This window comes from Clostridium sediminicola, from assembly GCF_050402865.1.
Lineage (GTDB): Bacteria > Bacillota > Clostridia > Clostridiales > Clostridiaceae > Clostridium_AF > Clostridium_AF sediminicola.
In genome coordinates, this window is the sequence record NZ_BAABMF010000032.1 from 1 (window position 1) to 22,935 (window position 22,935).

A 22,935-nucleotide genomic window follows, 5' to 3' on the forward strand; every position below is an offset into this window, starting at 1 on the left:
AGCGTTCGTCCTGAGCCAGGATCAAACTCTCAATTTGAAAAGTTCAATCATTTACTCATTACTTAAATTCATTGACTGGCATTTATTATCATTCTCTGTTTAATTTTCAAAGATCAAATCTGTTAAACTGTTTTGCTGTTTTTTCGACAGCTAATTTAGTTTAACACTTTTATTTCTTGTTGTCAAGAGTTTTTCATTTTTTCTTTCGACCGTTTTCTCGGTTTCTCTTGGCGACAAGGAATATCTTATCAAATCCAGTTATATTATATTTTCTATTCATAACTGCTCACAACATATCATGCTCATAATACTTCTATTTATTCATTATTTCTTAATTTTACTTATATAGACACTCCTGGATTAGTTTTTTTATGGATTGAGCTAATACAAAGATATTTTTAACCTTTTCATTATAAATTATACCTATTATTTGTTCTTTTTATCTTTTTCAAGAATCATAGTTCCAACACCATTATCTGAAAAAATCTCTAGTAGTATTGAATGTGGTGTTCTCCCATCTATGATATGAGTCCTCTTAACTCCACCCTTCACTGCTTCAATACAACACTCTACTTTAGGTATCATCCCACCATCAATTATTTTGTCTTCTATTAATTCTGGAACATCTTCTACATCTAGTACAGAAATGAGGCTACTAATATCTTCTATGTCTTTCAATATTCCTGGGACGTCAGTTAAAAGCATTAATTTTTCAGCTTTAAGTTTTAATGCAATTTTTGAAGCAGCATAATCCGCATTTATATTATATACCTTTCCATCTGATTCATTTAACGCAACTGTTGAAATAACAGGAATGTATCCTCTATCCAAACAATCTTCAATCACTTTTTCATTTACTTCACTGATTTCTCCTACAAACCCAAGATCTAATCCTTCTTTTAATAATTTTTTAGCTTTTAGCAAGTTTGCATCAACTCCACACAATCCTAAAGCATTTCCACCGCTTTTGACAATATGCGAAACAATATCTTTATTCACTTTTCCAGCTAGAACCATTTGAACTACATTCATCGTCTCCTCATCAGTAATTCTTAGACCATTTACAAACTCGCTCTGTTTTCCTATCTTTTGTAATGTTTCATTAATAGCTGGTCCACCCCCATGAACAACCACTACTTTTACACCCACACAGTTCAGCAAAACAATATCATTTATTACATCCTTTTGTAGTTTCTCATTTATCATTGCATTTCCACCATATTTTATTATTATTGTTTTTCCATTAAACTTCTGGATATATGGTAATGCTTGTATTAATATTTTTGCTTTATCCATATTTTTATCTTCACCTCTTGTAAACAATTAAATTCCCCCTTATTCAACTTATACTTACAATATCACATTTTACATATTTATTCATATTTAATTAATATATAATCATATTTTTCCTTAAATATAGTATAATCATTTTTAAATCATTTGTAAATAGCTATTTATCCTTATTTTTTCGCCTTAAACACCTATTTTGTTTTGTATATTTATACACAAGTGCTCTGGGTTAATATTATAGATGTAGTTATATTTACAATATTAATCCTAAAAATATTAGTATTTCTAAAAATAATAAATAGCATTCTCAATAAAATATGATTAAAGGAACTTAAAAATTTAATTTCGTAATGAATTAATTTTGTAGGGATTGTTATATTTAGAAGTGAGGATAACTTAAAAAGATCTGTAGTAATTGAACTTATTGTGAAAATACTTTAAATCGACGATAGTACAATATTTAATTGATGATATCAAAGTACATAATATTATAATCCTCATGTAATATGAGGATTATAATATAAACTTAAATACTAACAGAAATATTATTCCTGGTATTCCAAAGAATCCAGCAATTAATGCAGTCCAAATATTAATTGCAAGTGTAATATTGAAAAATCCTCCAAGAATATTAAATACAACTAAAAACACTCCACCAAGAATAGCATTCACAATTAATTTCCATAATATTTTAAATGGTAGTGCTATAATTTTAGCTATAAGAAATAACAAAACTAGTCCAACTATAAAGAAAACGAAATATTGCATACTTAATCCTCCCTATAATAATTTATAGTATTATATTATCACAGATTATAAATCATTATATTACAATTTAATGAAATTACTTAAAAGTTAATTTAACTTTTATATTTCTTTCTTTTGCTATTCTTAATAAGTATGTATATTTTGCTCTTGTTGCTCTTTCTTTAAATATTGCATAATCTATTAACAATTCATCATGAACGTAATCAAAACATGATCTTGCACATTCCCATTCCTCTTTAGCATTCTGTATAGCTTGTATTAAATCATTTGTCTGTCTAAATTCATGATCTTGGTCACAATAACTCTCAATTCTTTTTTCCATAAAAAAACCTCCATTTAATATCTATTTATATTTATAGACATTTCAATGGAGATTTATACCATATATTATTATATTTATAATTCTGTTCTACCTTCTAGTGCTTTTGCTAACGTAACTTCATCTGCATATTCTAAATCTCCCCCAACTGGTATACCATGAGCAATCCTGGTTACCTTAACACCAAATGGTTTTAAAATTTTAGACATATACATAGCAGTTGCTTCACCTTCAACATTTGGATTTGTAGCAATTATAATTTCTTTTATCTCACTATTTAGTCTTCTAATCAATTCTTTCAAATTGATATCATCAGGCCCTTTACCCATCATTGGTGATATTACCCCATGTAATACATGATATAAACCATTATATTCTCTTATTTTTTCCATCGAGATAATATCTTTGGGCTGTTCAATAACACATATAGTACTATTATCCCTATTAGGATTAGAACAAATTGAGCAAGGATCTGTATCAGTATAATTTCCACATACAGAACAATATTTAATAGTTCCCCTTGCTTTTACTAATGCATCAGCAAATCCTACAACTTCTTCTCTAGGTAGATTGAGAACATGTAGTGTAAGTCTTTGTGCTGTTTTATATCCTATCCCAGGTAATTTTGCAAATTCTTCAATAAGTTTTTCAATTGCTATTGGATAAAAATCCATTGCTTCACCCCATATAATCTAGAACATTCCTGGCATGTTCATTCCACCTGTGATTTTTTTCATTCCTGATGCAGTTTCTTCGTCAGCTTTTTGTAATACCGCATTGCAAGCTGTTATTATTAAATCTTGAAGCATTTCAACATCATCTGGGTCTACTACGTCTGGTTGTATTTCTATATCAACTATTTCTTTTTTCCCATTAGCTGTTACTTTTACAGCACCACCACCTGCAGATGCTTCAAATTCTTTTTCTTCTAATTCATGTTGCATTTTTTCCATATCTTGTTGCATCTTCTGCGCTTGTTTCATTAATTTATTCATGTTCATTCCACCCATTCCTGGGAAACCGCCTTTAGCCATTTTTATACCTCCTAAGTATTAATTAGTTTTAATATTTAAATGTTTTACCATTTACTTTTTTATTCATCAATTATTTCAACAAAATCTTCTCCAAAAGCATTTTTAATCATTTGAAGCTCTGGATTGACATCAATATTTTTTTTATCTATAGTATATATTATTCTTACTTTTTCTTTTAGTGCTTCACTAAAGATTTTTTCAACTATTTTTCTGTTATCGTCTTTTTCTAATCTTTTCTTATTAAATGAGTACTGTTCATCATATTTTATTTCAATTACTCCATTTTCACAATTTTCTATTGTTCCCGTAATAAGAGAAGCATAAATAACCATATGTCTTCTAGCTTTAATGATATCCATTATATCTTTCCAAGCCTTATGTATATGTGATACAGTTAATTTTGAATCGGTATTTATTTCACCTTTAACTTCATTTTGTTCATCTACTACTATACTTTCTTTATTAATAATACTTCCTCTTTTATTTTCTATGCTATTACCTACCGCACTATTAGTATTAGTACTATCTACCTTACTATCAGTTTGTTTAATATTTATTTTTCCTTCTCTTATAATTCTTTCTAGTTTGGTTATTCTTGATAAAAGAATTTCATTTGAAGTATCATATTCTAACTTACACATTTTTATAATTGCAAGTTCCAAATATATTCTCCCTTGTTTACTCCATTTAGATTGATTTTCAGCTTCTTGTAAAATTCTTATATATCTCATTATTTCTTCTATATGAGCTTTTCTTGATTGATTATTTATCAATAGTATATTTTCACTTGACATATCCAAAACTTCTTCTGGATTTTTACTCACTTTTACTATAAGTATATTTCTAAAATGCTGTATCATATCTTTTACAAATAAGTTTATGTCTTTACCACTTAATACTACGTCATCTATAAGTAATAATGATTTTTCTATATCTTTTTGCATAATAGCTTCTGCCAAATTTAATAAATTTTCATTTGTAACTAATCCCAGCATACTAATAATTTGATTATATTCGATATTGCCATTTCCCATTGAAATTGCCTGATCTAATATGCTCAAAGCATCTCTCATTGCTCCATCAGACATCCTTGCTACAAGCTTTAAACTCTTATCTTCAGCAAGTGCTCCTTGATCTTTTGTTATTCTCAGCAATCTTTCAAAAATATCATCACTTTTTATTCTCTTAAAATCAAATCTTTGACATCTAGACAATATAGTTATAGGCAGCTTTTGTGGATCAGTAGTTGCTAGTATAAAAATAACATATTCAGGTGGCTCCTCAAGTGTTTTTAAAAATGCATTAACAGCCCCTGATGTTAACATATGGGCCTCATCTAATATATATACTTTATGTCGTCCTTCTCTTGGTGGATACTTAACTTCGTCAATAATATCTCTTATATGCTCAACTTTATTGTGTGATGCAGCATCAATTTCTATAACATCTATAGCGATTCCTGCATTAATTTTTTTACACATATCACATTGGTTACAAGGTTCCCCTTCTTGAGGATTCAAACAATTAACTGCTTTGGCAAGTATTTTAGCAGTTGATGTCTTTCCTGTTCCTCTAGTGCCGCATAAAAGATAAGCATGTGCTATCCTATTATTATTAACTTGGTTTTTTAGTGTCACAGTAACATGCGATTGACCAACTACATCGTCGAAGGTTTTAGGTCTCCATTCTCTATATAGCGCAGTGTAAGCCAAATTAAACACCTCTAATCTAACTATTAAATCCCAAAATAATTTGGGTACTTATTAAATGTATCAGTTTTTATTATACCATAATTCAGTTGAACCTTCACAATTCATATTGTTTTACAACAAAAAAATTAATTATAAATTTTTATATTATTATGTATTCCCTTTTGTGAAAGTATCCTAATAGAACAAAAAAGCCTAAAGATAAACTTTAGACTTTTACTAACAATTTAAAGTCGTGCACCTCGTGTTGACAATAATCAATGTGCGTTACTTATACAGTTAGCTCAAACCAGGTTGACTCACGGCACACGGAAGGTCTCACTTATCGCTGCTTCCTTCCGGATCTGACGAGGTTCATGAGTTTCCGTTGCGTGAGGCCCAGCTCTCAACACCACTTATATAAGGCAGACCACATTAATTAAAGCCTAAACGAGGAATTAAACCCTGCTATAGCGGATTGCAGGTTACAGGACACCGCTGACTTCCCGTCTAGCACGACTATGGCGGAGAAAGAGGGATTTGAACCCTCGGTAGAGTTTCCCCTACACACGCGTTCCAGGCGTGCTCCTTAAGCCGCTCGGACATCTCTCCATATTCATAATTTTATTGTCAGCAAAAATAATTATACTATCTACTGTGATTTATTGCAATAGAAATATCAATAAAACTATAATGTATTATATAGTTTTTTGTAAATATTATTCATAAATAAGAAATATTTATATCAATTACTTGTAAATTTTAGGATAATTTTATTTACCAAATTCATTTATGAGCTGTATAATCGCAGGACCTAACAAAACAATGAATATACTAGGAAATATAAATAATACAAGAGGAAATAATATTTTTATTGGTGCCTTCATTGCCTCTTCTTCTGCCCGCTGCTTTCTTTTTTCTCTTTCTTCCTGAGATCTAACTCTAAAAATTTTCACAATGCTTATCCCAAGTTTTTCTGCTTGAAGTATGCTATTAATTAATGATTTTAATTCATCAAACTGAAGACGTTCTTTAACACCTGATAGTGCTTCTTTTCTTGTTTTTCCTAGACGAATTTCTTCTAAACAAATGTGAAATTCTGTAGATAACACACCATCTTTCTTAGATATAACTTTACTTAATGCTCCATCAAAGCCCAATCCTGCTTCAAGGCAAACAGTTAAAATATCAAGAAAATCTGGAAGTTCTCTGATAGATTGTCTATATCTTTGTTTGATTTTTTGGTTTATATAGTAATCTGGGATTATTATTGAAAATCCAAAGCCAACAAAAAAAAGGAAGAGCATTGCAATAAAATCTGCTCCTAATAACTTTCCGTATATAGCAAATAATACTGGTAGAGCAATTCTTATTACAATCTTGAAGATTTGATAATCAACTGGAGTCATCCCAAAAGGTTTACCCGCTTGTAAAAGTTTTTTCTCTAATAGATCCTCTTTTTCAGAAGAAATCTTATTACCAAAATATCCTTTAGACTTTTTTATAAAACTATAAATATATCCGTTTTTAGAAGACTTTTGTTTATTATTCTCTTGTCTTTTTATTTCTATCTTCTCAGTGTTTACAAAAACATCTATTCTTTCTTTTGTTTTAAACTTAGGTTCAAAAATTTTGACAACTATAAATAAAGAAATTAACGTTATTGTTAATAAAAAAGAAATCACTAACATAACTTACACCTCAATCTTAGTTAACTTATTTATTAAGATAAAACCAATTACTCCAGATATAATGCATATAAATATAAGAATTTTTCCTAAAGTGTTAGTAAATAAAAGTGATATATACTCTGGATTCATCAAATAAATCATGAATCCAAGTATAATAGGTAAAGCACCAATTACCCTTCCTGACAACCGTCCTTGAGAGGTTAAGCTTTTTACCTGACCCTGTATTCTTATTCTTTCTCTTATAGTGTTTACAATTATCTGAAGAACACCAGCTAGATTTCCACCTACCTGTCTTTGTATTAGTATAGCTTGTACCATTAATTCAAGATCATTACTTGGCATTCTTTTACATAAGTTATTCAATGCACTATCAATTGTTACTCCATAACTCATTTCCTTCAATAATAATCCTATTTCTTCTTTAATAGGAGGTTCACATTCCTCTACAACAGTTTTTAAAGCTTGCGGAAAACTGTACCCAGATTTTAAAGACCCTATTACTATATTAATCATATCAGGTAATTCTTTGTTAAACTTTTCAATTCTTTTTCTAATCATTCCTTTTAACCATCTATTAGGTAATAAATACCCTACGATTCCTCCAATAAATAAAAATATCAAATTACCAAATGCAAAATATAAAATTCCTCCACCAACTGCTACAAACACCCATCTAATCATTACATATTCCTCTGGATTAATTCTTAAACCTGCACTTCTTATCATCAGATCAATTTTCTCATCATTTGAATTAGCTAGTTTTTCTGAAATAATTTCATTAAGCCTTTTTAAACTACTTTTATTTAATCTTATTTTAGATCTTTTCTTTTTTCTTTTTCTATTAGTTTTATCGATATTGAAATAATAATCTATTCTTTTTTTCATTTTCTTATCAGATAAAATGAAACAATAAAATATTGACATAAATAATAAAAAACAAAATAAAAATGAGAATAACAACATTAGTGTTCTGATACTTACCACTCCTCTATCTTAAATATAGAATCAGGAATATTTATACCTAACGTTTCAAATCTATCATAGAATTTTGGTCTAATTCCAGTAGAAACCATTTTTCCGATTATTTTACCATTCTCATCTATTCCAGATTGTTTAAAAGTAAATATATCTTGAAGTACAACTATATCTCCCTCAAGGCCTTGAACTTCCGTTATATTTATTATCCTTCTTGAACCATCCTTCAATCTTGCTTGCTGTATAATTAAATCTATTGCACCTGAGATTTGTTGCCTAATTGCTTTTATTGGTAACTCCATACCTGCCATTAAAACCATTGTTTCAAGACGTGCAATCATATCTCTCGGACTATTAGCATGTCCCGTTGCCAAAGACCCATCATGTCCTGTATTCATAGCTTGAAGCATATCTAAAGCTTCTCCCCCACGGACCTCTCCAATAACAATTCTCTCTGGTCTCATTCTTAGAGAATTTTTAACAAGATCTCGTATCATAACAGCACCTTTTCCCTCAATGTTTGGAGGTCTTGATTCTAATGAAATAACATGATCTTGAGAAAGTTGAAGTTCTGCTGCATCTTCTATTGTTATTATTCTTTCATCATTAGGTATAAAAGATGATAAAACATTTAGAGTAGTTGTTTTTCCCGAGCCTGTACCCCCACTTATAAAAATATTTAATCGTACCTTAACACAAGCATCTATAAAAACTGCCATATCATTAGTTAAAGTTCCAAACCTTATTAAATCTTCTATTTTAAAAGGATCCTTTGAAAATTTTCTAATAGTTACCGTTGGTCCATTTAATGCAAGTGGCGGAATTATAGCGTTTACCCTAGATCCATCTGGAAGTCTTGCATCAACCATAGGACTACTTTCATCTATTCTTCGTCCAAGTGGGGATACAATTTTATCAATTATATGCATAACATGTTCATCATCTCTAAATTGCACATCTGTCAATTGAATTTTTCCATTTCTTTCAACATATATACTATGTGGCCCATTAACCATAACTTCACTAACCTCAGGATCTTTTAAAAGAGGATTTATTGGTCCGAACCCAGTTAAGTCATTTATTATTTCTTGAACAACACCATTTCTATCAATATCACTAAAATGTTCTCCGTCCTTTTTTATAATTTCAAAAGCAATTGTATCTATTTGCTCTAATATTTTATCAACATCTTCACTTTTAAATTCATTCATTATCTTCTTTTGTATTTTATTTTTCAGTTCCTGCTCTTTTCCTGTAGGTGTATAAATTATCTTCTGGGTAGGAGTAATATCCTTTTCTATATATAATGTATTATTATAACTTTCTTTTATTTTTGTATCTACATTATGATCTTTTTGTTTCTTTTTAGTATTAATCTTATCAATTAATCCCATAGTTCTCCTCCTAAACCCTCTCTATTTATTAAAAAAACTAAAGAACCCTTTATTATTTTTCCTTTTTCTTCTCTTGCGACTTTTTTTCCCTCCATGAATTTGGCTTGCAAAATTATTTATCTCATAGGAAATCTTCTCATTAGGCTTTTTGATTACAAAAGGTGTTCCAATGTTCAAAGATTTTGAAACAACTTTAAAATTATCTGAGATGAAAAACAAATCATCAATTCCAAGAATACCTCTAACATCTCTAAATTTAATTACACTTTCCATATCTCCTCTATTTACAACAACTTTTGTTTTTTCCTTTAGTTCTAAAGCCCCTAGTGTTTTTAACATCAATTTTGTGTTTTTTAACGATGCCATCTCTAAATCTGTTACCAAAAAAATTTTATCAGCTTTTTCTAAAAAGTTGATATTATGTTCTGGAAGGCCAGGACCTAGATCAACAATTAGATATCTATTCTGTTTAATAATTGTGTTACATACTGTTTCTATTACAAGTGGAGTTATTAAATCCGCATATTCTGGTTTTAAAGGAGCTGATAAAATTTTCACTCCACTTTCATGATTTTGAAGATAATTTGACAATATATTCCCATTCAAGGATTTTATATCTTGTACTAAATCACTTATAGTGAGTTTTGGTTGGATATCCATTGCCAAATTTACATCTCCAAATTGAAAATCGCCATCAAGAATACAGGTTGTAAAGCCCTTTTGGGCAATTGCAACAGATGTATTTACAGAAATAACTGTTTTACCTACGCCTCCTTTTGCACTAGCAAAAACTATCATTTCTCCTTTAGACTTTCCAGTTGCATCATGCTCAATTTGATTCATAGACTCTACCTCCTCTCACTAAAAAAATCAATTTCATTTATGGAAATATTTCACTTCTAAGAATAAGATTTATATCTCCTCTTTTATCACAATTCACAAGTTTAACTATGTCATTTGGTTGTAATTCCAAGGTTACAGATACATATTCAACATTATTTGCTACTTCATTAGCTCCATTTGTTTCACTTAAATCACTAATTTTCGTATCTTTTTCTTTTAGCCTTTTTCCCACAGCTAAAACTCTAATATCCTCAAGTATTATTTCAGTATCAATTCTCACTAACTTTCCATCCTGCATTATTGGTTCACTGAAAATAATATCTACAAAATTTTCTGGATCAATTAAATTTGATACTGATTCTACAAAATTAACCTCTATAGATACCGCCCTGTATCCGTCTCTTATTTTTCTTGTTACAAATTCAACTTCTTCATACTGATCAACAAATCTATCTAAAAAAAGAATTTCCCCTTCTTTCATATCGCTTAAAGCATATCTCCCTTGAATTTCTTCAATGTTTTTTATAGCTTGAGGATGTACTGATTCAGAATCCAATTCTTTTAACTGTAACATTTCTGCTGTAATCTTTTGATTTTTATTTATTTTAGTACTTGGTACCACAACACTTATTTTATTTTCATTCTTCTTATATTTATCATCTAGACTCTTTAAGTATTGATTAAAAAGAATAGTAGTAATAAGTGCCATTATCAAAGCTAAAATCAAAATATTTCTTGACTTCATATTTTCACCTACTCTGTTAGTCTTATTACATAAGCTCCATTATCCATTATTGTATCGTCTCCAAGTCCACTTCCAGCTCTTCTTATAAAATATCCCTTAATAGAAGAATCATGTTTATCTACTGGTTCTTTCATATAAAAATACGCAAACCCTGTTACTTTTACTTCTTTTAATTGATTTCCTTTATATTCACATGGTTCATAAACTAAAATCAATACAATTCTTGAACAATCTCTATGACTAAAATCATTCACTAAATGATTACATGAATTTATTCTATAATTTATTGCATCTCGAGTTTTTCCTTCTATATTTCCTGTTTGAGTCTCTATAATATCTCCGATCTTTATTTCACCATCATAGCCATACATTAAATCCTGTTCATAAAGCTTTGCTCCAGGACCTGAAAGGGCTAGTATACCAAAGTTTCCATACTGAGAATCACCAGAATCAACTTTTAAGGTATATTCCTTCATAAACTCAAGAGGAATATCTTTATCAATTCCAAGAGGCACTACCCCTGTTCCTGAGCTCATAGGTGCAAGTTCTGTAGATGAAGATACTTTCACTTTTAAGCTATTAATTTTAAAAAGTCTTAAGAAATTCATTTGTACTTCCTTTTCTAAAGTAATTGATAATTTGTACTTATCTATTGTTTGAATATTTATTTCTTTAAGACTATTTTCTTCATCATGAGCTTTTAAAATATCTAATACTACATGATTTACTGATGTACTACTATTGGGAAGTTCTTGAGCACCTGATAAAACGGCAGCATTTGCAGTTTTCCTTAAGTGACTCTTAGTTTGATATAAATAACCTCCATCAATTACAAGCCCAGCTATTCCTAATATAATTACTAAAAAGAGTGAAAATATCACTATAGAACTTCCACTTTCCTCCTTCATTAATCTGTATTTATTTAATAACATACCACTCCTCCTACTCAACTCGTATTGTTGACTGAGTATTTATCTCAAAAGGCGTAGGAATAAAAATATTAATAATTGGGGTTATGTATTTAACTTCATAAGTAATATTTAAGGTAACATAGTCCCCAGAACTCCTTTGTAAATCACTTGGAGTAATATTTGTTTGAATCTTATCTTTATCCACTAAATCTACTTTCTGATCTATAAATTCAACTATTTCATAATCACTTTTACCTAAACCACCCATTCTTACCGCTTCTTGAGTTATCATATTTAAGTGAATAGATGCGTATAAGATCCTACCAAAATCTATAATTGCACATAGGATAAGTAAAAGAATTGGAATCACAAGAGCTAACTCCACCATTGCTTGTCCTTTTCTTTTTTTCATATAATTTTCGCTCCTTCAAAGAATAAACAAATAAAAGCTCCAGTTACAATTGCAACTCCATAGGGATACTTCTTCATAAGAGCGGTAGTTGGTAATTCAAGTTTAAATCCAATCCCATGAAACGCTGAAGATATCCACACAATCATGCCTTTAAAACATTCTTTAGATTCTTTATGTGACAGGATTATGATTAGTGCTATTATCCCTCCTATTACTGCCATATATAAAGCAGTATTTAAAGCAAATATACTTCCTTTTATCGCTCCTATAAGTGCCAAAAGTTTTACATCACCAGCTCCTATTCCACCTAAAAAATAAGGTATTAACAGTATACAAAAACCTACTACAAATCCCAAAAGTGATAGTTTCAAACCATTAAATCCATTTAAAATAACTTGAAGAAATAAAGCTATAATAAGAGTTGGAAAAATAACTTTATTATATATTTTTTGGTACTTCATATCCGTTACAAAACATATAATTAGAACTAAGATTAAGATTATATCTAATAACATTCTCTCACCCCTTTAACAAAAGAACCCTACCATCTATTGTAGGGTCCTTTAAATGAGTTCGTATACTATTCAGTAGTTACTCCTGGTGTGTTATTTGTCAAGTTAGTTTTAACATTATTTATTAATGTACTGATTTGGTCTCTTAGTAATACTAAACCTGCTATAGCACCAACTGCTATAATCCCTAAAACTAATCCGTACTCTGTCATACCTTGACCTTGTTCTTCAACAAATAAATTTTTGATTTTCGTTAACATAATAATACCTCCTTGATATTTTTTGTTTTTATCTCTTGCTAAGAATTTGACTCCTTGAATTATAAGAATTCCACTGCTTGTCCAACTTCTATTGCAGAGTCTTTTACCTTACCACCAAGAAGTTCTACTACTGCCACAGCATTTTTTTGGATTTTTCCCATTCTACCTGGCTTCATATTCTCATCTATTGCAAGAATAATATTATTAATATCAAGATATAAAACATCTATTGTATAGTTCATAAAATATGTGTGTATGCCATTACAGGGATAGATATATAATGCAGATTGAGGTGAAAGTTCTTTTGTAAACATTAGACCTTTTAGTCTTTTGAAAAAAGTATTTGCCTCAATTACATTTTGTACAATTATGTTGTTATTTCCTTTATTTTTCAACATAAGTAATTTTTTACCTCCCATGTATAAAAAAATACCCATCCTAAAAGGTATGAGTAAAATTTCAAACCTTCGGCAACTGGCTGACATAATGTATAAACATGTTAGTCCCTGTAGTTTTGCGTCATTAGTTTTCACTAATTTTGCCTTTATCGAGTTTTATATCCAATATTATAATTTTATTATACAACTTTTAAAATTTAATTTCAAGTATTTCTTCACATATTGTTAATAATTTAAATTAAAATTTTATTTAGATTTAAATTTATTCAAAATAAAACCTATTTTGTTTTAATACAACCAGCAATCCACTGTCAAATTTCTACCTATGTCTTCTATTTCTAAAAAATTCACTTATAATATCGCTACACTCTTTATTATAAGCCCAGTTAATTTCTACATAGTGATTAAAAGAATTATTTTGAACTATATTAAGTATACTTCCACAACTACCTGTAGTTATATCGGATGTACCTATAACTACTCTTCTTAATCTTGATTGAAAAATCGCTCCTGCACACATAGGACAAGGTTCTAAAGTTACATACATTTCACACCCAGTCAATCTCCAATTATTTAGTTTTTTACTTGCTTGCCTAATTGCTAGTATTTCTGCATGTGCCGTTGGATCATTCAATGTTTCTCTTAAATTATGTGCATATGATATTATTTCATTATTTCTTACTATCACAGCTCCAACAGGAACTTCGCCTTTGAAAAAAGCTTCTTTAGCTTCTTCTAAAGCTTTTTTCATAAATATTTTATCCATAAAATCATTCTCTTTCTCTTAACAATTTATATCATTTATCTATATTTTAAAAAAAATACGAATTTTTTTATTTTAACAAAAACAAAAATAACCAAGCTCTTCTTGGTTATTTTTTGTGGCGCACCCGAGAGGAATCGAACCCATGGCCTTCCCCTTAGGAGGGGGACGCTCTATCCTACTGAGCTACGAGTGCATATTTAATTACTTTTTTTGTTACTTTAATATTTTATTGCAATTTTTAGATATTGTCAACCTCATTATAGCAGTCAATTATATATATTAGATTATTTATTCCATAAAATAAACACAATTATTAACCATATATTAACATTATATTTGTTTTTATGAAATATAGTAATAATATAATTGAATTATGTAAATACTCTATAGATAAATAAAAAATACTGGAGGATTATTTATGTTAGAAGAATTTAAAAATATATTATTAGCCGGAATAGGTTCCGCTGCATATACTTATGAAAAGGCAAATGAATTAATTGATAATATGGTTGAGAAAGGTAAGCTTACTATAGATGAAGGTAAAGACTTATCTCAAGAATTAAAAAGAACTATATCAAATAAAACAAAAGAGACACCTAAAAAGGTTAAGCCTTTAACAAAAGAAGATATAAAAGAAATTCTATCACAAATGAATTTTGCTACAAAATCAGATTTAGAACAAATTGAAGATAGAATTTCAAAGTTAGAAACTAAACAATAATTGCTCTATTAGGAAAGGTTTCTTTTGTTGATTAAGAAACCTTAATCTTAGAGCTTTTTTCTGAGAGGTATATATGAATAAAAAATCTGTATCAAGATTTAGACAAATAGTTAGAACTCTAGCTTATCATGGATTTGGATATATAATGGATACAACTTTAAAAAAGCAAAATAACACTCCTTCAAATTTAAGAAAGGCTTTTGAAGAATTAGGACCAACTTTTATAAAAATCGGTCAAATTCTTAGTACTAGACCAGATATACTTCCAGAAAACTATATAGAAGAGTTATCAAAATTACAAGATTGTGTTCAAGAAGAAACTTACGAAAATATAAACAAAGTGTTTTTTGAAGAATTTACTTGTTCAATTGATGAAATCTTTTTTTCGTTTGAAAAAATTCCACTTGCTTCAGCATCTATATCTCAAGTTCATAGTGCAGTATTGAAAAATGGTAAAGAAGTTATAGTAAAAATTCAAAGACCTGACATAGCTGATCAAATGCACCTTGATATATCTATACTCTATAAAATTCTAAAACTAACCAAAGCTAGATTCACAGATTCTTTAATCGATCCTTTAGAAGCTCTTGATGAACTACTTTACGCTACTGAAATGGAATTAAACTTTGAAATAGAAATTCAAAATATAGAAAAATTCAATGAATTGAACGAGAATGTAAATTTCGTCACCGTACCATGCGTATACCATGATTTTTGCACAAAAAAAGTAATCACATTAGAGAAAATTAATGCAATAAAAATTAATGATTTGAATAGATTAAAAGAGGCTCATTATGATTTAGATGATATAGGTAGGAAATTAGCTTTATCTTACTTCAAGCAAATTTTTGATGATGGCTTTTTTCATTGTGACCCTCACCCAGGAAATTTATTAATTAGAGATAATAAAATATGCTATATCGATTTTGGATTAGTTGGTAACTTATCTTTATCTCTAAGATCCTCACTAAACGATATAGTTGAAGCTATAGCTTATGAAGATATTTCAAAATTGATTTCCATCTTAATGACTATCGGCATACGAACAGGGTATGTAAATAGAAATAAGTTATACGAAGATATAGATTACCTATTAATAAGCTACCTATCAGCTTCTCTTTCAAATATTAAAATTTCTGTATTTTTAGAGGAGATATTCTATACAGCTAAAACCAATAATATTAAATTACCAAGGGAATTCACTTTACTTATCCGCGGACTTATAATAATTGAAGGCGTTATAGCTAAACTATCTCCTGATTTACAAATACTCAGTATTGCTATTCCATTTGTAAAAGCTAATAAAAGAAAATCTTACTTAAAAGATTTTAATTTAGATGAATCTCTAATAAAATTAATATCTTTTACAGATAATACTTCAAAGCTACCTTCAAAAATAATTCAACTCAGTAATAGCATAATGCAAGGACGAGCTAAAATACAATTAGAACATAAAGAACTTAAAGAACCCATTAATTCACTAAATAAAATGATGAATAGACTTGCAGCTTCTATGATTATATCCTCAATGATCATAGGTTCTTCATTACTATTAAATTTAAACATTGGCCCTAAAGTTTATAGTATATCACTTATTGGACTTACTGGTTTTTTAGTTGCTGCTATTTTTGGTCTTTGGCTTTTGATATCTATTATTAAATCTGGAAAATTATAATTTTTAATGTCCTTGCACTATATAAAAAAAAACACCAAAATTTAATGGTGTTTTCTTTTATATAGTAATTATTTTTCCTTTTGAAGCCATTTCTATCTTTCCATAATATTTCTCTGCTACTTCACTCTTTAATAAATTTAAATCTGCATAATGAGGAAAATGAGTTAAAATAATTTTTTTTATTTTATTCATCTCAGCTAGTGACCCTACTTCACCTGTAGTTAAATGGCCCTTTATTTTTCCTAATTGCTCATTAAAAAATGTACATTCACATAGAAAAGCATCTGCATTCTTTGAAATTTCAACAATTCCATCACAATATTCTGTATCTCCACTATAAACGAATTTTTTACCATTTTTCTCAAACTTCATAGCCAAACTAGGTATAGGATGTTTTCCCCACTTAAAACTTACTTTTAAATCACCAAAATTTAAAATAGTTTTTTCATGAATCTCTTTAGCGACACAAAAATTTTGATAATTTAATTTTTCAAACTGTACATCGTTTTTATGCGCATATATTTCTAAAGGCTTTTTTCTTTTGCAGCTATAAAAATCTATAGCAGTATTATATTGATAGCAAAAAACATCTGCAATATGATCAGAGTGATAATGAGACAAAATTATAGCATCTATATCACATAAATCAATATATTCTTGTAAAGATGCTAATACACCACTACCACAATCAATTAAAATATTATAATCATCAGTTTGCAGCAAATATCCTGTAGTCGCTTCCCCTTTTTCAGGATAAGCTCCCCAATAACCAATTATCGTAATCTTCATTTAAACACCCCTCTTTTCACTACAAATTTTAAAACCATTACGTCCGCTTTCTTTAGCTTCATAAAGTGCTTTATCTGCACAATCAATAAATTTTTCTATAGTATCTGTTTTATCTGGAACTTTACAAATCACACCTAATGTTATTGTAACTTTATCTAGTATATTAGAAAATTTATGCTCAATATTCAATTTTTTTATATTATCAATCATATTCTCACATACTATTCTAGCTCCTTTTATATCTGTATCTGGCAAAACCGCAACAAATTCATCTCCTCCATACCTAGCTAATAAATCACTAGATCTAAACATGGTATTCTCTAATTCTATAGCAATTGCTTTAATTACATTATCACCCATAAGATGCCCATAATTGTCGTTATATTCCTTAAAATAATCTATATCAATTAGTATTAAAGATAAATATGTATTTTTTCTTCTACAAATATTCCATACATTATTTAAAAAATTATCAAATTTTCTTCTATTTGCAACACCAGTCAAACCATCTATTTCAGATAAATTTAATAACTTATCATTTGCTTTTTCTAATTTCTTTTGTACTAATTCTTTTTTTTGGATTTCCTTTGATAATTTTTCTGATTTTTGAGCATTTTTTATAGCTATTGCGATATATGAACTAAGAACCTCAATAATATCAAGGCAATTCTCGCCATATTGATTCGATTTTTTACTTTGTACTGAAATAACCCCTACAATACTATTCTCTACTAATAAAGGAGCAAATATAACAGATTTAACTTCATTGCCAATCCTATTTGTATTAATATCATTAATATATTCTTTGTATTCATCCTCTAAATCATTAATTAATATAGTTTTTTTATTACGTATACACCATGCAGTAAAACTATCCTTATCTTCAATAGATATAGTTTTATTTGTTAATCTTTTGTTATTTTCAATAAAAAATTTATTTTCTATTACTTCTCTTTCATTATCATAAGTAGCAATTCCGAATACATAAGCATCCATTATTGAATTAACTTTTACATATAGTTCATCAAGGATTAAATCTAATTTAATTGTAGAAGTAATATTTTTACCTATTTCACTTATTATTCTTATATTGTTATATGCTCTTTCTAAATCATCAGTTTTCGATTTTAATTCTATATTCTTTAGTCTAAAAATTTCTTTTTCTCTTTTAGATTGTTCTATTTTATTAAGTAGGTTTATACTTTTTAATCTTTCCTCAGAATTTCTTGTCACTACTTTATTTTGAATTTCAATAAATTTTCTAAAGAACTCATTTGATTTCTTATATTCATTCAACTTTTCATATACTAAAGCATATTGATTATATATTTTTGAGATAATACTGTCTTCATTAATTTCTTTGTTTAATTCAGATGCTTTATCAAGCATACTCATAACTTTAGAATACTCTTCCTTTTCTATTAGAATTGAATTTATTTCTAGTAATATGTTTATCTCTAAATTCTTCACTCCTGCTTCTCTTACATATTTTAAAGCATTATTATAATATTCTAAGGCTTTTTCATTACTTTCTGATTGGTTGTAAGCTTTAGCAAATTCATAAAAAGCATAAGCAATTCCTATTTTATCATTATACTTTTGGGCAATTTCTAAACTATCTTCTAGATATTTTTTAGCCTTACAATATTTCTTTTGGCTACTATATATAGATCCAATATTGAGTAGAGGAATACTTATAAATTCAATTTCTTTTAACTTTTCTAATGTTTTTATACTCTTTAGATAATATTCTAAAGCTTTTTCATAGCTCTCTAATTCATTATATACTTCACCTATATTATTTAATATATTTCCTTTATTAATGTTTAATCCATGTTCATCACAAATACTTATTCCTCTTAAGTAGTAATTGTATGCGACGTGATAGCTTTTTAATCCTAAATATACATTTCCAAGAGTTGAGTAGCATTCAACTTCTATTTTATAATCATGGTCTTTTCTAGCTAATTCTAATGTTCTAGTTAAAATAGGTATAGCTTCATTATTATTACCCATTAACCATATAGCTCTTCCTTGCCTGAATAAGCAATTCATTATACCTTTTTTGTAGTTTATGTCTTTTGCTAATTTATATCCTTTTTGTGACATTTCATATGATATTTTTAAATCATAAGATTCTAATTCATTAGATAACAAAAAATATAAATCTACTTTATTTATACAATCTTTTTCACTATCTAATTGTTTTTTTATCTCATTTATTTTTTTATTCATATAAACACCCCATAAAGAATAATTAAAAAAATATCATTACTTTTATTTTAATTTAATTGTTAATAAAATTCAAACTATTAAAAATTCAATTTCAGTTTTTAATAACATTTCATGAATATGCAATATTTAAATGTAAAACTCTTCAAATTTTACTCCAAAATAAATTTCGCTAAATTAATCTTTAGCGAAAAACCTATGGAATTTGTGTAATAATAGCAAATTTTGATTGTCTATCTTTCATTTTGATAGTATTTTTACTTTTTTATGAAATATATTTTTCATTTTGATATATCTATTTTTATTGATAAAAACTTAGACCCGAAGTCGTGTTTCACGAGACTTCAGGTCTATTTATGATATGCATATTAGTATTATTTATTTAATCGAAACATTATTTTATAACTACAGTATATAAAACTCTATGTTTTTCCGTTTTGATACATAAATATTTTAATCATTAAGCATCAAAAAATAAAAAACCCTTCAAGTATTTATTTTACTTTGAAGGGTTTTGGTGCGTCGGAGAAGATTCGAACTCCCGACCAACTGGTTCGTAGCCAGCTACTCTATCCAACTGAGCTACCGACGCATAATAATTAATCAAGCAAATCTATATTAACACAGGTTTTGAAAAAAATCAATGTATCTGTGAAAATTAGGGTTTATAAAGATTTATTTCCATAAAAAAACACCCAAATTTGAGTGATAACATGGCGGAGAAAGAGGGATTTGAACCCTCGCACCGGTTTCCCGGCCTACACCCTTAGCAGGGGCGCCTCTTCAGCCACTTGAGTACTTCTCCATGCCTTACAAAAAGATTTATGGCGGAGAGATAGGGATTCGAACCCTAGGAACGCTCTCACGCTCGCCGGTTTTCAAGACCGGTGCCTTAAACCAACTCGACCATCTCTCCGTATAATATTTATTTTATTTTAAAATGGCGGAGAGATAGGGATTCGAACCCTAGGTACGCTCATCACGCACGCCGGTTTTCAAGACCGGTGCCTTAAACCAACTCGACCATCTCTCCTTAACGGACGATTATTATTATATCAACTAATTCCCAAAGTGTCAACATATTTTTTGTGATTTTATCATAATTCTATTATATTTTTCAATAATATGTCTTAAGTATGTCTTGAAAATTTATTTAACTTTTGATTTTATGCAAAATAAAAAACACCCAAATTTGAGTGATAACATGGCGGAGAAAGAGGGATTTGAACCCTCGCACCGGTTTCCCGGCCTACACCCTTAGCAGGGGCGCCTCTTCAGCCACTTGAGTACTTCTCCATGCCTTACAAAAAAAATTATGGCGGAGAGATAGGGATTCGAACCCTAGGAACGCTCTCACGCTCGCCGGTTTTCAAGACCGGTGCCTTAAACCAACTCGACCATCTCTCCGTATTAACACAAAAATAATTATATCAAAATTTCTTATTACTGTCAATAAAATAATATTCCGACATGTCTGAATATTATTTTACATGTACAGTTATCAGTAAAGGGTCATTTACCTATTCAAAATCCCATAATAAAACCTTTATTGGGTTTGCATAGAAAGATCCTTTACTGTCAATTGCTACACTTATAACTGCAAACAAAAACTATCTTATTTAATTAACTCTTTATTACCCATGTAATTTGCTAATGCTTCAGGAATTGTAACTGTCCCATCTTCATTTTGGAAGTTTTCTAAAATTGCTGCTACTGTTCTTCCTATAGCTACACCTGATCCATTTAATGTATGTACAAATTGAGGCTTGCCTTTTCCATCTTTATATCTAATGTTTGCTCTTCTTGCCTGGAAGTCTTCAAAATTACTACAACTTGAAATTTCAACATATCTTCCATAACTAGGCATCCAAACTTCTATATCATACTTTAATGCAGCAGTAAATCCTAAATCACCTTTACATATTCTTACTACTCTATAAGGAAGACCTAACCCTTGAAGTACTTTTTCTGCATCTGCTGTTAATTTTTCTAATTCTTCATATGATTGATCAGGTTTAGTGAATTTAACCAATTCTACTTTATTAAATTGGTGTTGTCTAATTAAACCTCTTGTATCCCTTCCTGCTGATCCAGCTTCTGCTCTAAAACAAGCACTATATGCTACGTGTTTTACTGGAAGATCTTCACCTTTCAATATTTCATTTCTATACATATTGGTAACTGGTACCTCAGCTGTAGGTATCAAGAAAAATCCATTATTCGTAACTTTAAATGCATCTTCTTCAAATTTAGGTAATTGTCCAGTGCCTGTCATACTATCTCTATTTACCATAAATGGAGGGAATATTTCTGTATATCCATTAACATCAGTGTGTGTATTTAAATAATAATTTATAACTGCTCTTTCAAGTCTAGCCCCTAATCCTTTAAGAACAGTAAATCTAGAACCAGCGACTTTACCACCTCTTTCAAAATCAAGAATATCTAATTCTGTTCCAATATCCCAATGAGCTTTCGCTTCGAAATCAAAATTTCTAGGTTCTCCCCATTTTCTAATTTCAACATTATCTTCATCAGTTTCACCATCAGGTACATTTGGATTTGGTATATTTGGGATTCTTAGCATGATATAATTTATTTTTTCGTCTATTTCATTAACATTAACATCTTGAGTCTTAATTTCCTCAGCTAATTTTTTCATCTCTGCCATTATTCCACTAACATCTTTTCCTTCTTTTTTGAACTTACCAATTTTGCTTGATTCAGAATTTCTTTTGCTTTTTAAATTTTCAACTTCTACAAGTATTTCTCTTCTTTTTTTATCAAGATCTACTACTTCATCAATGATACTAAGGTCAAATCCTTCTCCTCTACCTTTCATTACCTCTTTTATTTCTTCTGGGTTAGTTCTAATTCTTTTTAAATCTAACATTATATAAACCTCCTAGATATATTATTTCTATTGTATTAATTAATTTATAAGTAAATCAAAAGCTTTTCAAATATTTTTGAACAAAAAAAAGCCTTCCTCCCAATATAGGGACGAAAAGACTCCGCGTTGCCACCCTAGTTAGTTATAATTAATTCTTATAACTCACTCATAAATTTAACGGTTTCCCGTATTGCTCATCACAATCCCTCTGAGGTGGATTCACTAAATAAAGGGTATCGATTCACACCAACCATCGACTCTCTACAACTCTATATTTAACTAATAGCCTCGTCATCAGATTTATCCTATTCAAAACACATTTTTTTTAATTATAATTATAATATTGCCAATTGTCAACAATTTAAACAATTTAATTATAAAATTTAATCATTAATACTCTTACAACTAATAATATCTGCTCCAGTATTTAAAATATTACTACATATAGTATCTCCTACACCTATTGGTATATTACCATGTATCCTGCTCAAAGCCTTTGAACATTCTATAAATAGATTAGTAGAAATTGGTTTACTTGTCCTTACTGGAAGCATTCTCCCTTTTTTATCTTTTAGCCTAATAACTGTTGTATATATTCCTTTTTTATTTTCCATCCTAT

The 22,935-nt window shown here is 29.0% G+C and carries 23 protein-coding genes, 8 tRNA genes, 1 other RNA gene, 1 riboswitch and 1 other annotated feature; of the genes, 2 read left to right on the forward strand and 30 right to left on the reverse strand.

Going from position 1 to position 22,935, the window contains the following annotated elements:
* Positions 1-426 precede the first annotated feature (426 nt).
* The 20 genes from argB to ACQ3F0_RS25210 form a co-directional block, all read right to left on the reverse strand.
* Positions 427-1,296 (reverse strand): acetylglutamate kinase, encoded by an 870-nt coding sequence (argB, locus tag ACQ3F0_RS25115; protein WP_428868581.1) that lies wholly within the window; start codon positions 1,294-1,296, stop codon positions 427-429.
* A 507-nt stretch (positions 1,297-1,803) separates the two neighbouring features.
* Positions 1,804-2,058 carry a pro-sigmaK processing inhibitor BofA family protein gene (locus tag ACQ3F0_RS25120; protein WP_428868545.1) on the reverse strand — a complete coding sequence of 85 codons (255 nt, stop codon included), beginning with the start codon at positions 2,056-2,058 and terminating at the stop codon, positions 1,804-1,806.
* A 76-nt stretch (positions 2,059-2,134) separates the two neighbouring features.
* On the reverse strand, positions 2,135-2,380 hold the full coding sequence (locus tag ACQ3F0_RS25125; protein WP_428868547.1) for a YaaL family protein: 246 nt from the start codon (positions 2,378-2,380) through the stop codon (positions 2,135-2,137).
* 74 nt (positions 2,381-2,454) lie between these two features.
* Positions 2,455-3,051, reverse strand: a complete 597-nt coding sequence (gene recR, locus ACQ3F0_RS25130; RefSeq protein WP_428868548.1) for a recombination mediator RecR — start codon at positions 3,049-3,051, stop codon at positions 2,455-2,457.
* An 18-nt stretch (positions 3,052-3,069) separates the two neighbouring features.
* Positions 3,070-3,411 (reverse strand): YbaB/EbfC family nucleoid-associated protein, encoded by a 342-nt coding sequence (locus tag ACQ3F0_RS25135; RefSeq protein WP_428868550.1) that lies wholly within the window; start codon positions 3,409-3,411, stop codon positions 3,070-3,072.
* Between the two features lie 59 nt (positions 3,412-3,470).
* Entirely contained in the window at positions 3,471-5,123 is a 1,653-nt protein-coding gene (gene dnaX, locus ACQ3F0_RS25140) for a DNA polymerase III subunit gamma/tau (protein ID WP_428868551.1), read from the reverse strand.
* A 230-nt stretch (positions 5,124-5,353) separates the two neighbouring features.
* Positions 5,354-5,618: signal recognition particle sRNA large type (gene ffs / locus ACQ3F0_RS25145), an RNA gene on the reverse strand.
* Between the two features lie 3 nt (positions 5,619-5,621).
* Positions 5,622-5,711, reverse strand: a tRNA-Ser gene (locus ACQ3F0_RS25150).
* 161 nt (positions 5,712-5,872) lie between these two features.
* The gene (locus ACQ3F0_RS25155; RefSeq protein WP_428868552.1) at positions 5,873-6,790 is read right to left on the reverse strand and encodes a type II secretion system F family protein; all 918 of its coding nucleotides are present in this window, start codon (positions 6,788-6,790) and stop codon (positions 5,873-5,875) included.
* Between the two features lie 3 nt (positions 6,791-6,793).
* Positions 6,794-7,675, reverse strand: coding sequence for a type II secretion system F family protein (locus ACQ3F0_RS25160; RefSeq protein ID WP_428868553.1), 882 nt, complete (start codon positions 7,673-7,675; stop codon positions 6,794-6,796).
* A gap of 92 nt (positions 7,676-7,767) precedes the next feature.
* Positions 7,768-9,159, reverse strand: a complete 1,392-nt coding sequence (locus ACQ3F0_RS25165; protein ID WP_428868554.1) for a TadA family conjugal transfer-associated ATPase — start codon at positions 9,157-9,159, stop codon at positions 7,768-7,770.
* Positions 9,160-9,180: 21 nt separating this feature from the next.
* Positions 9,181-10,002 carry a CpaE/TadZ family protein gene (locus tag ACQ3F0_RS25170; RefSeq protein ID WP_428868555.1) on the reverse strand — a complete coding sequence of 274 codons (822 nt, stop codon included), beginning with the start codon at positions 10,000-10,002 and terminating at the stop codon, positions 9,181-9,183.
* Between the two features lie 37 nt (positions 10,003-10,039).
* Positions 10,040-10,747 (reverse strand): Flp pilus assembly protein CpaB, encoded by a 708-nt coding sequence (gene cpaB / locus ACQ3F0_RS25175; RefSeq protein ID WP_428868557.1) that lies wholly within the window; start codon positions 10,745-10,747, stop codon positions 10,040-10,042.
* An 8-nt stretch (positions 10,748-10,755) separates the two neighbouring features.
* Positions 10,756-11,679, reverse strand: coding sequence for a Tad domain-containing protein (locus ACQ3F0_RS25180; RefSeq protein WP_428868558.1), 924 nt, complete (start codon positions 11,677-11,679; stop codon positions 10,756-10,758).
* 10 nt (positions 11,680-11,689) lie between these two features.
* On the reverse strand, positions 11,690-12,070 hold the full coding sequence (locus tag ACQ3F0_RS25185; RefSeq protein WP_428868559.1) for a TadE/TadG family type IV pilus assembly protein: 381 nt from the start codon (positions 12,068-12,070) through the stop codon (positions 11,690-11,692).
* Complete coding sequence (locus ACQ3F0_RS25190; protein WP_428868560.1) at positions 12,067-12,585, reverse strand: A24 family peptidase; 519 nt, start codon at positions 12,583-12,585, stop codon at positions 12,067-12,069. The genes ACQ3F0_RS25185 and ACQ3F0_RS25190 overlap by 4 nt, the downstream gene beginning before the upstream one ends.
* 65 nt (positions 12,586-12,650) lie before the next feature.
* Positions 12,651-12,842, reverse strand: a complete 192-nt coding sequence (locus ACQ3F0_RS25195) for a Flp family type IVb pilin (RefSeq protein ID WP_428868561.1) — start codon at positions 12,840-12,842, stop codon at positions 12,651-12,653.
* A 59-nt stretch (positions 12,843-12,901) separates the two neighbouring features.
* Positions 12,902-13,240 carry a DUF192 domain-containing protein gene (locus tag ACQ3F0_RS25200; protein WP_428868562.1) on the reverse strand — a complete coding sequence of 113 codons (339 nt, stop codon included), beginning with the start codon at positions 13,238-13,240 and terminating at the stop codon, positions 12,902-12,904.
* Between the two features lie 68 nt (positions 13,241-13,308).
* Positions 13,309-13,395: riboswitch (cyclic di-GMP riboswitch) on the reverse strand.
* A 164-nt stretch (positions 13,396-13,559) separates the two neighbouring features.
* Entirely contained in the window at positions 13,560-14,006 is a 447-nt protein-coding gene (tadA, locus tag ACQ3F0_RS25205) for a tRNA adenosine(34) deaminase TadA (RefSeq protein WP_428868564.1), read from the reverse strand.
* Positions 14,007-14,122: 116 nt separating this feature from the next.
* Positions 14,123-14,199: transfer RNA gene (locus ACQ3F0_RS25210), tRNA-Arg, on the reverse strand.
* A 225-nt stretch (positions 14,200-14,424) separates the two neighbouring features.
* On the opposite strand from ACQ3F0_RS25210, the gene ACQ3F0_RS25215 reads away from it, so the two are divergent.
* Positions 14,425-14,727, forward strand: coding sequence for a phasin family protein (locus tag ACQ3F0_RS25215; protein WP_428868565.1), 303 nt, complete (start codon positions 14,425-14,427; stop codon positions 14,725-14,727).
* A 73-nt stretch (positions 14,728-14,800) separates the two neighbouring features.
* Entirely contained in the window at positions 14,801-16,402 is a 1,602-nt protein-coding gene (locus ACQ3F0_RS25220; RefSeq protein ID WP_428868566.1) for an ABC1 kinase family protein, read from the forward strand.
* A gap of 57 nt (positions 16,403-16,459) precedes the next feature.
* On the opposite strand, the gene ACQ3F0_RS25225 is transcribed toward ACQ3F0_RS25220, so the two are convergent.
* The 10 genes from ACQ3F0_RS25225 to ACQ3F0_RS25270 form a co-directional block, all read right to left on the reverse strand.
* Positions 16,460-17,191: an MBL fold metallo-hydrolase gene (locus ACQ3F0_RS25225; RefSeq protein ID WP_428868568.1), complete on the reverse strand. Its 732-nt coding sequence runs from the start codon at positions 17,189-17,191 to the stop codon at positions 16,460-16,462.
* Entirely contained in the window at positions 17,192-19,426 is a 2,235-nt protein-coding gene (locus tag ACQ3F0_RS25230; RefSeq protein ID WP_428868569.1) for a sensor domain-containing diguanylate cyclase, read from the reverse strand.
* Positions 19,427-19,938: 512 nt separating this feature from the next.
* A tRNA-Arg gene (locus tag ACQ3F0_RS25235) sits at positions 19,939-20,015 on the reverse strand.
* Between the two features lie 122 nt (positions 20,016-20,137).
* A tRNA-Ser gene (locus tag ACQ3F0_RS25240) sits at positions 20,138-20,228 on the reverse strand.
* A gap of 20 nt (positions 20,229-20,248) precedes the next feature.
* Positions 20,249-20,339: transfer RNA gene (locus ACQ3F0_RS25245), tRNA-Ser, on the reverse strand.
* Between the two features lie 25 nt (positions 20,340-20,364).
* Positions 20,365-20,456 (reverse strand) — tRNA-Ser (locus tag ACQ3F0_RS25250).
* Positions 20,457-20,628: 172 nt separating this feature from the next.
* Positions 20,629-20,719 (reverse strand) — tRNA-Ser (locus tag ACQ3F0_RS25255).
* 20 nt (positions 20,720-20,739) lie between these two features.
* Positions 20,740-20,830, reverse strand: a tRNA-Ser gene (locus ACQ3F0_RS25260).
* 208 nt (positions 20,831-21,038) lie between these two features.
* Complete coding sequence (gene serS / locus ACQ3F0_RS25265; RefSeq protein WP_428868571.1) at positions 21,039-22,316, reverse strand: serine--tRNA ligase; 1,278 nt, start codon at positions 22,314-22,316, stop codon at positions 21,039-21,041.
* A gap of 103 nt (positions 22,317-22,419) precedes the next feature.
* Positions 22,420-22,620: a binding site (T-box leader), on the reverse strand.
* A 79-nt stretch (positions 22,621-22,699) separates the two neighbouring features.
* Complete coding sequence (locus ACQ3F0_RS25270) at positions 22,700-22,930, reverse strand: DUF1667 domain-containing protein (protein WP_428868572.1); 231 nt, start codon at positions 22,928-22,930, stop codon at positions 22,700-22,702.
* Between the last annotated feature and the right edge of the window lie 5 nt (positions 22,931-22,935).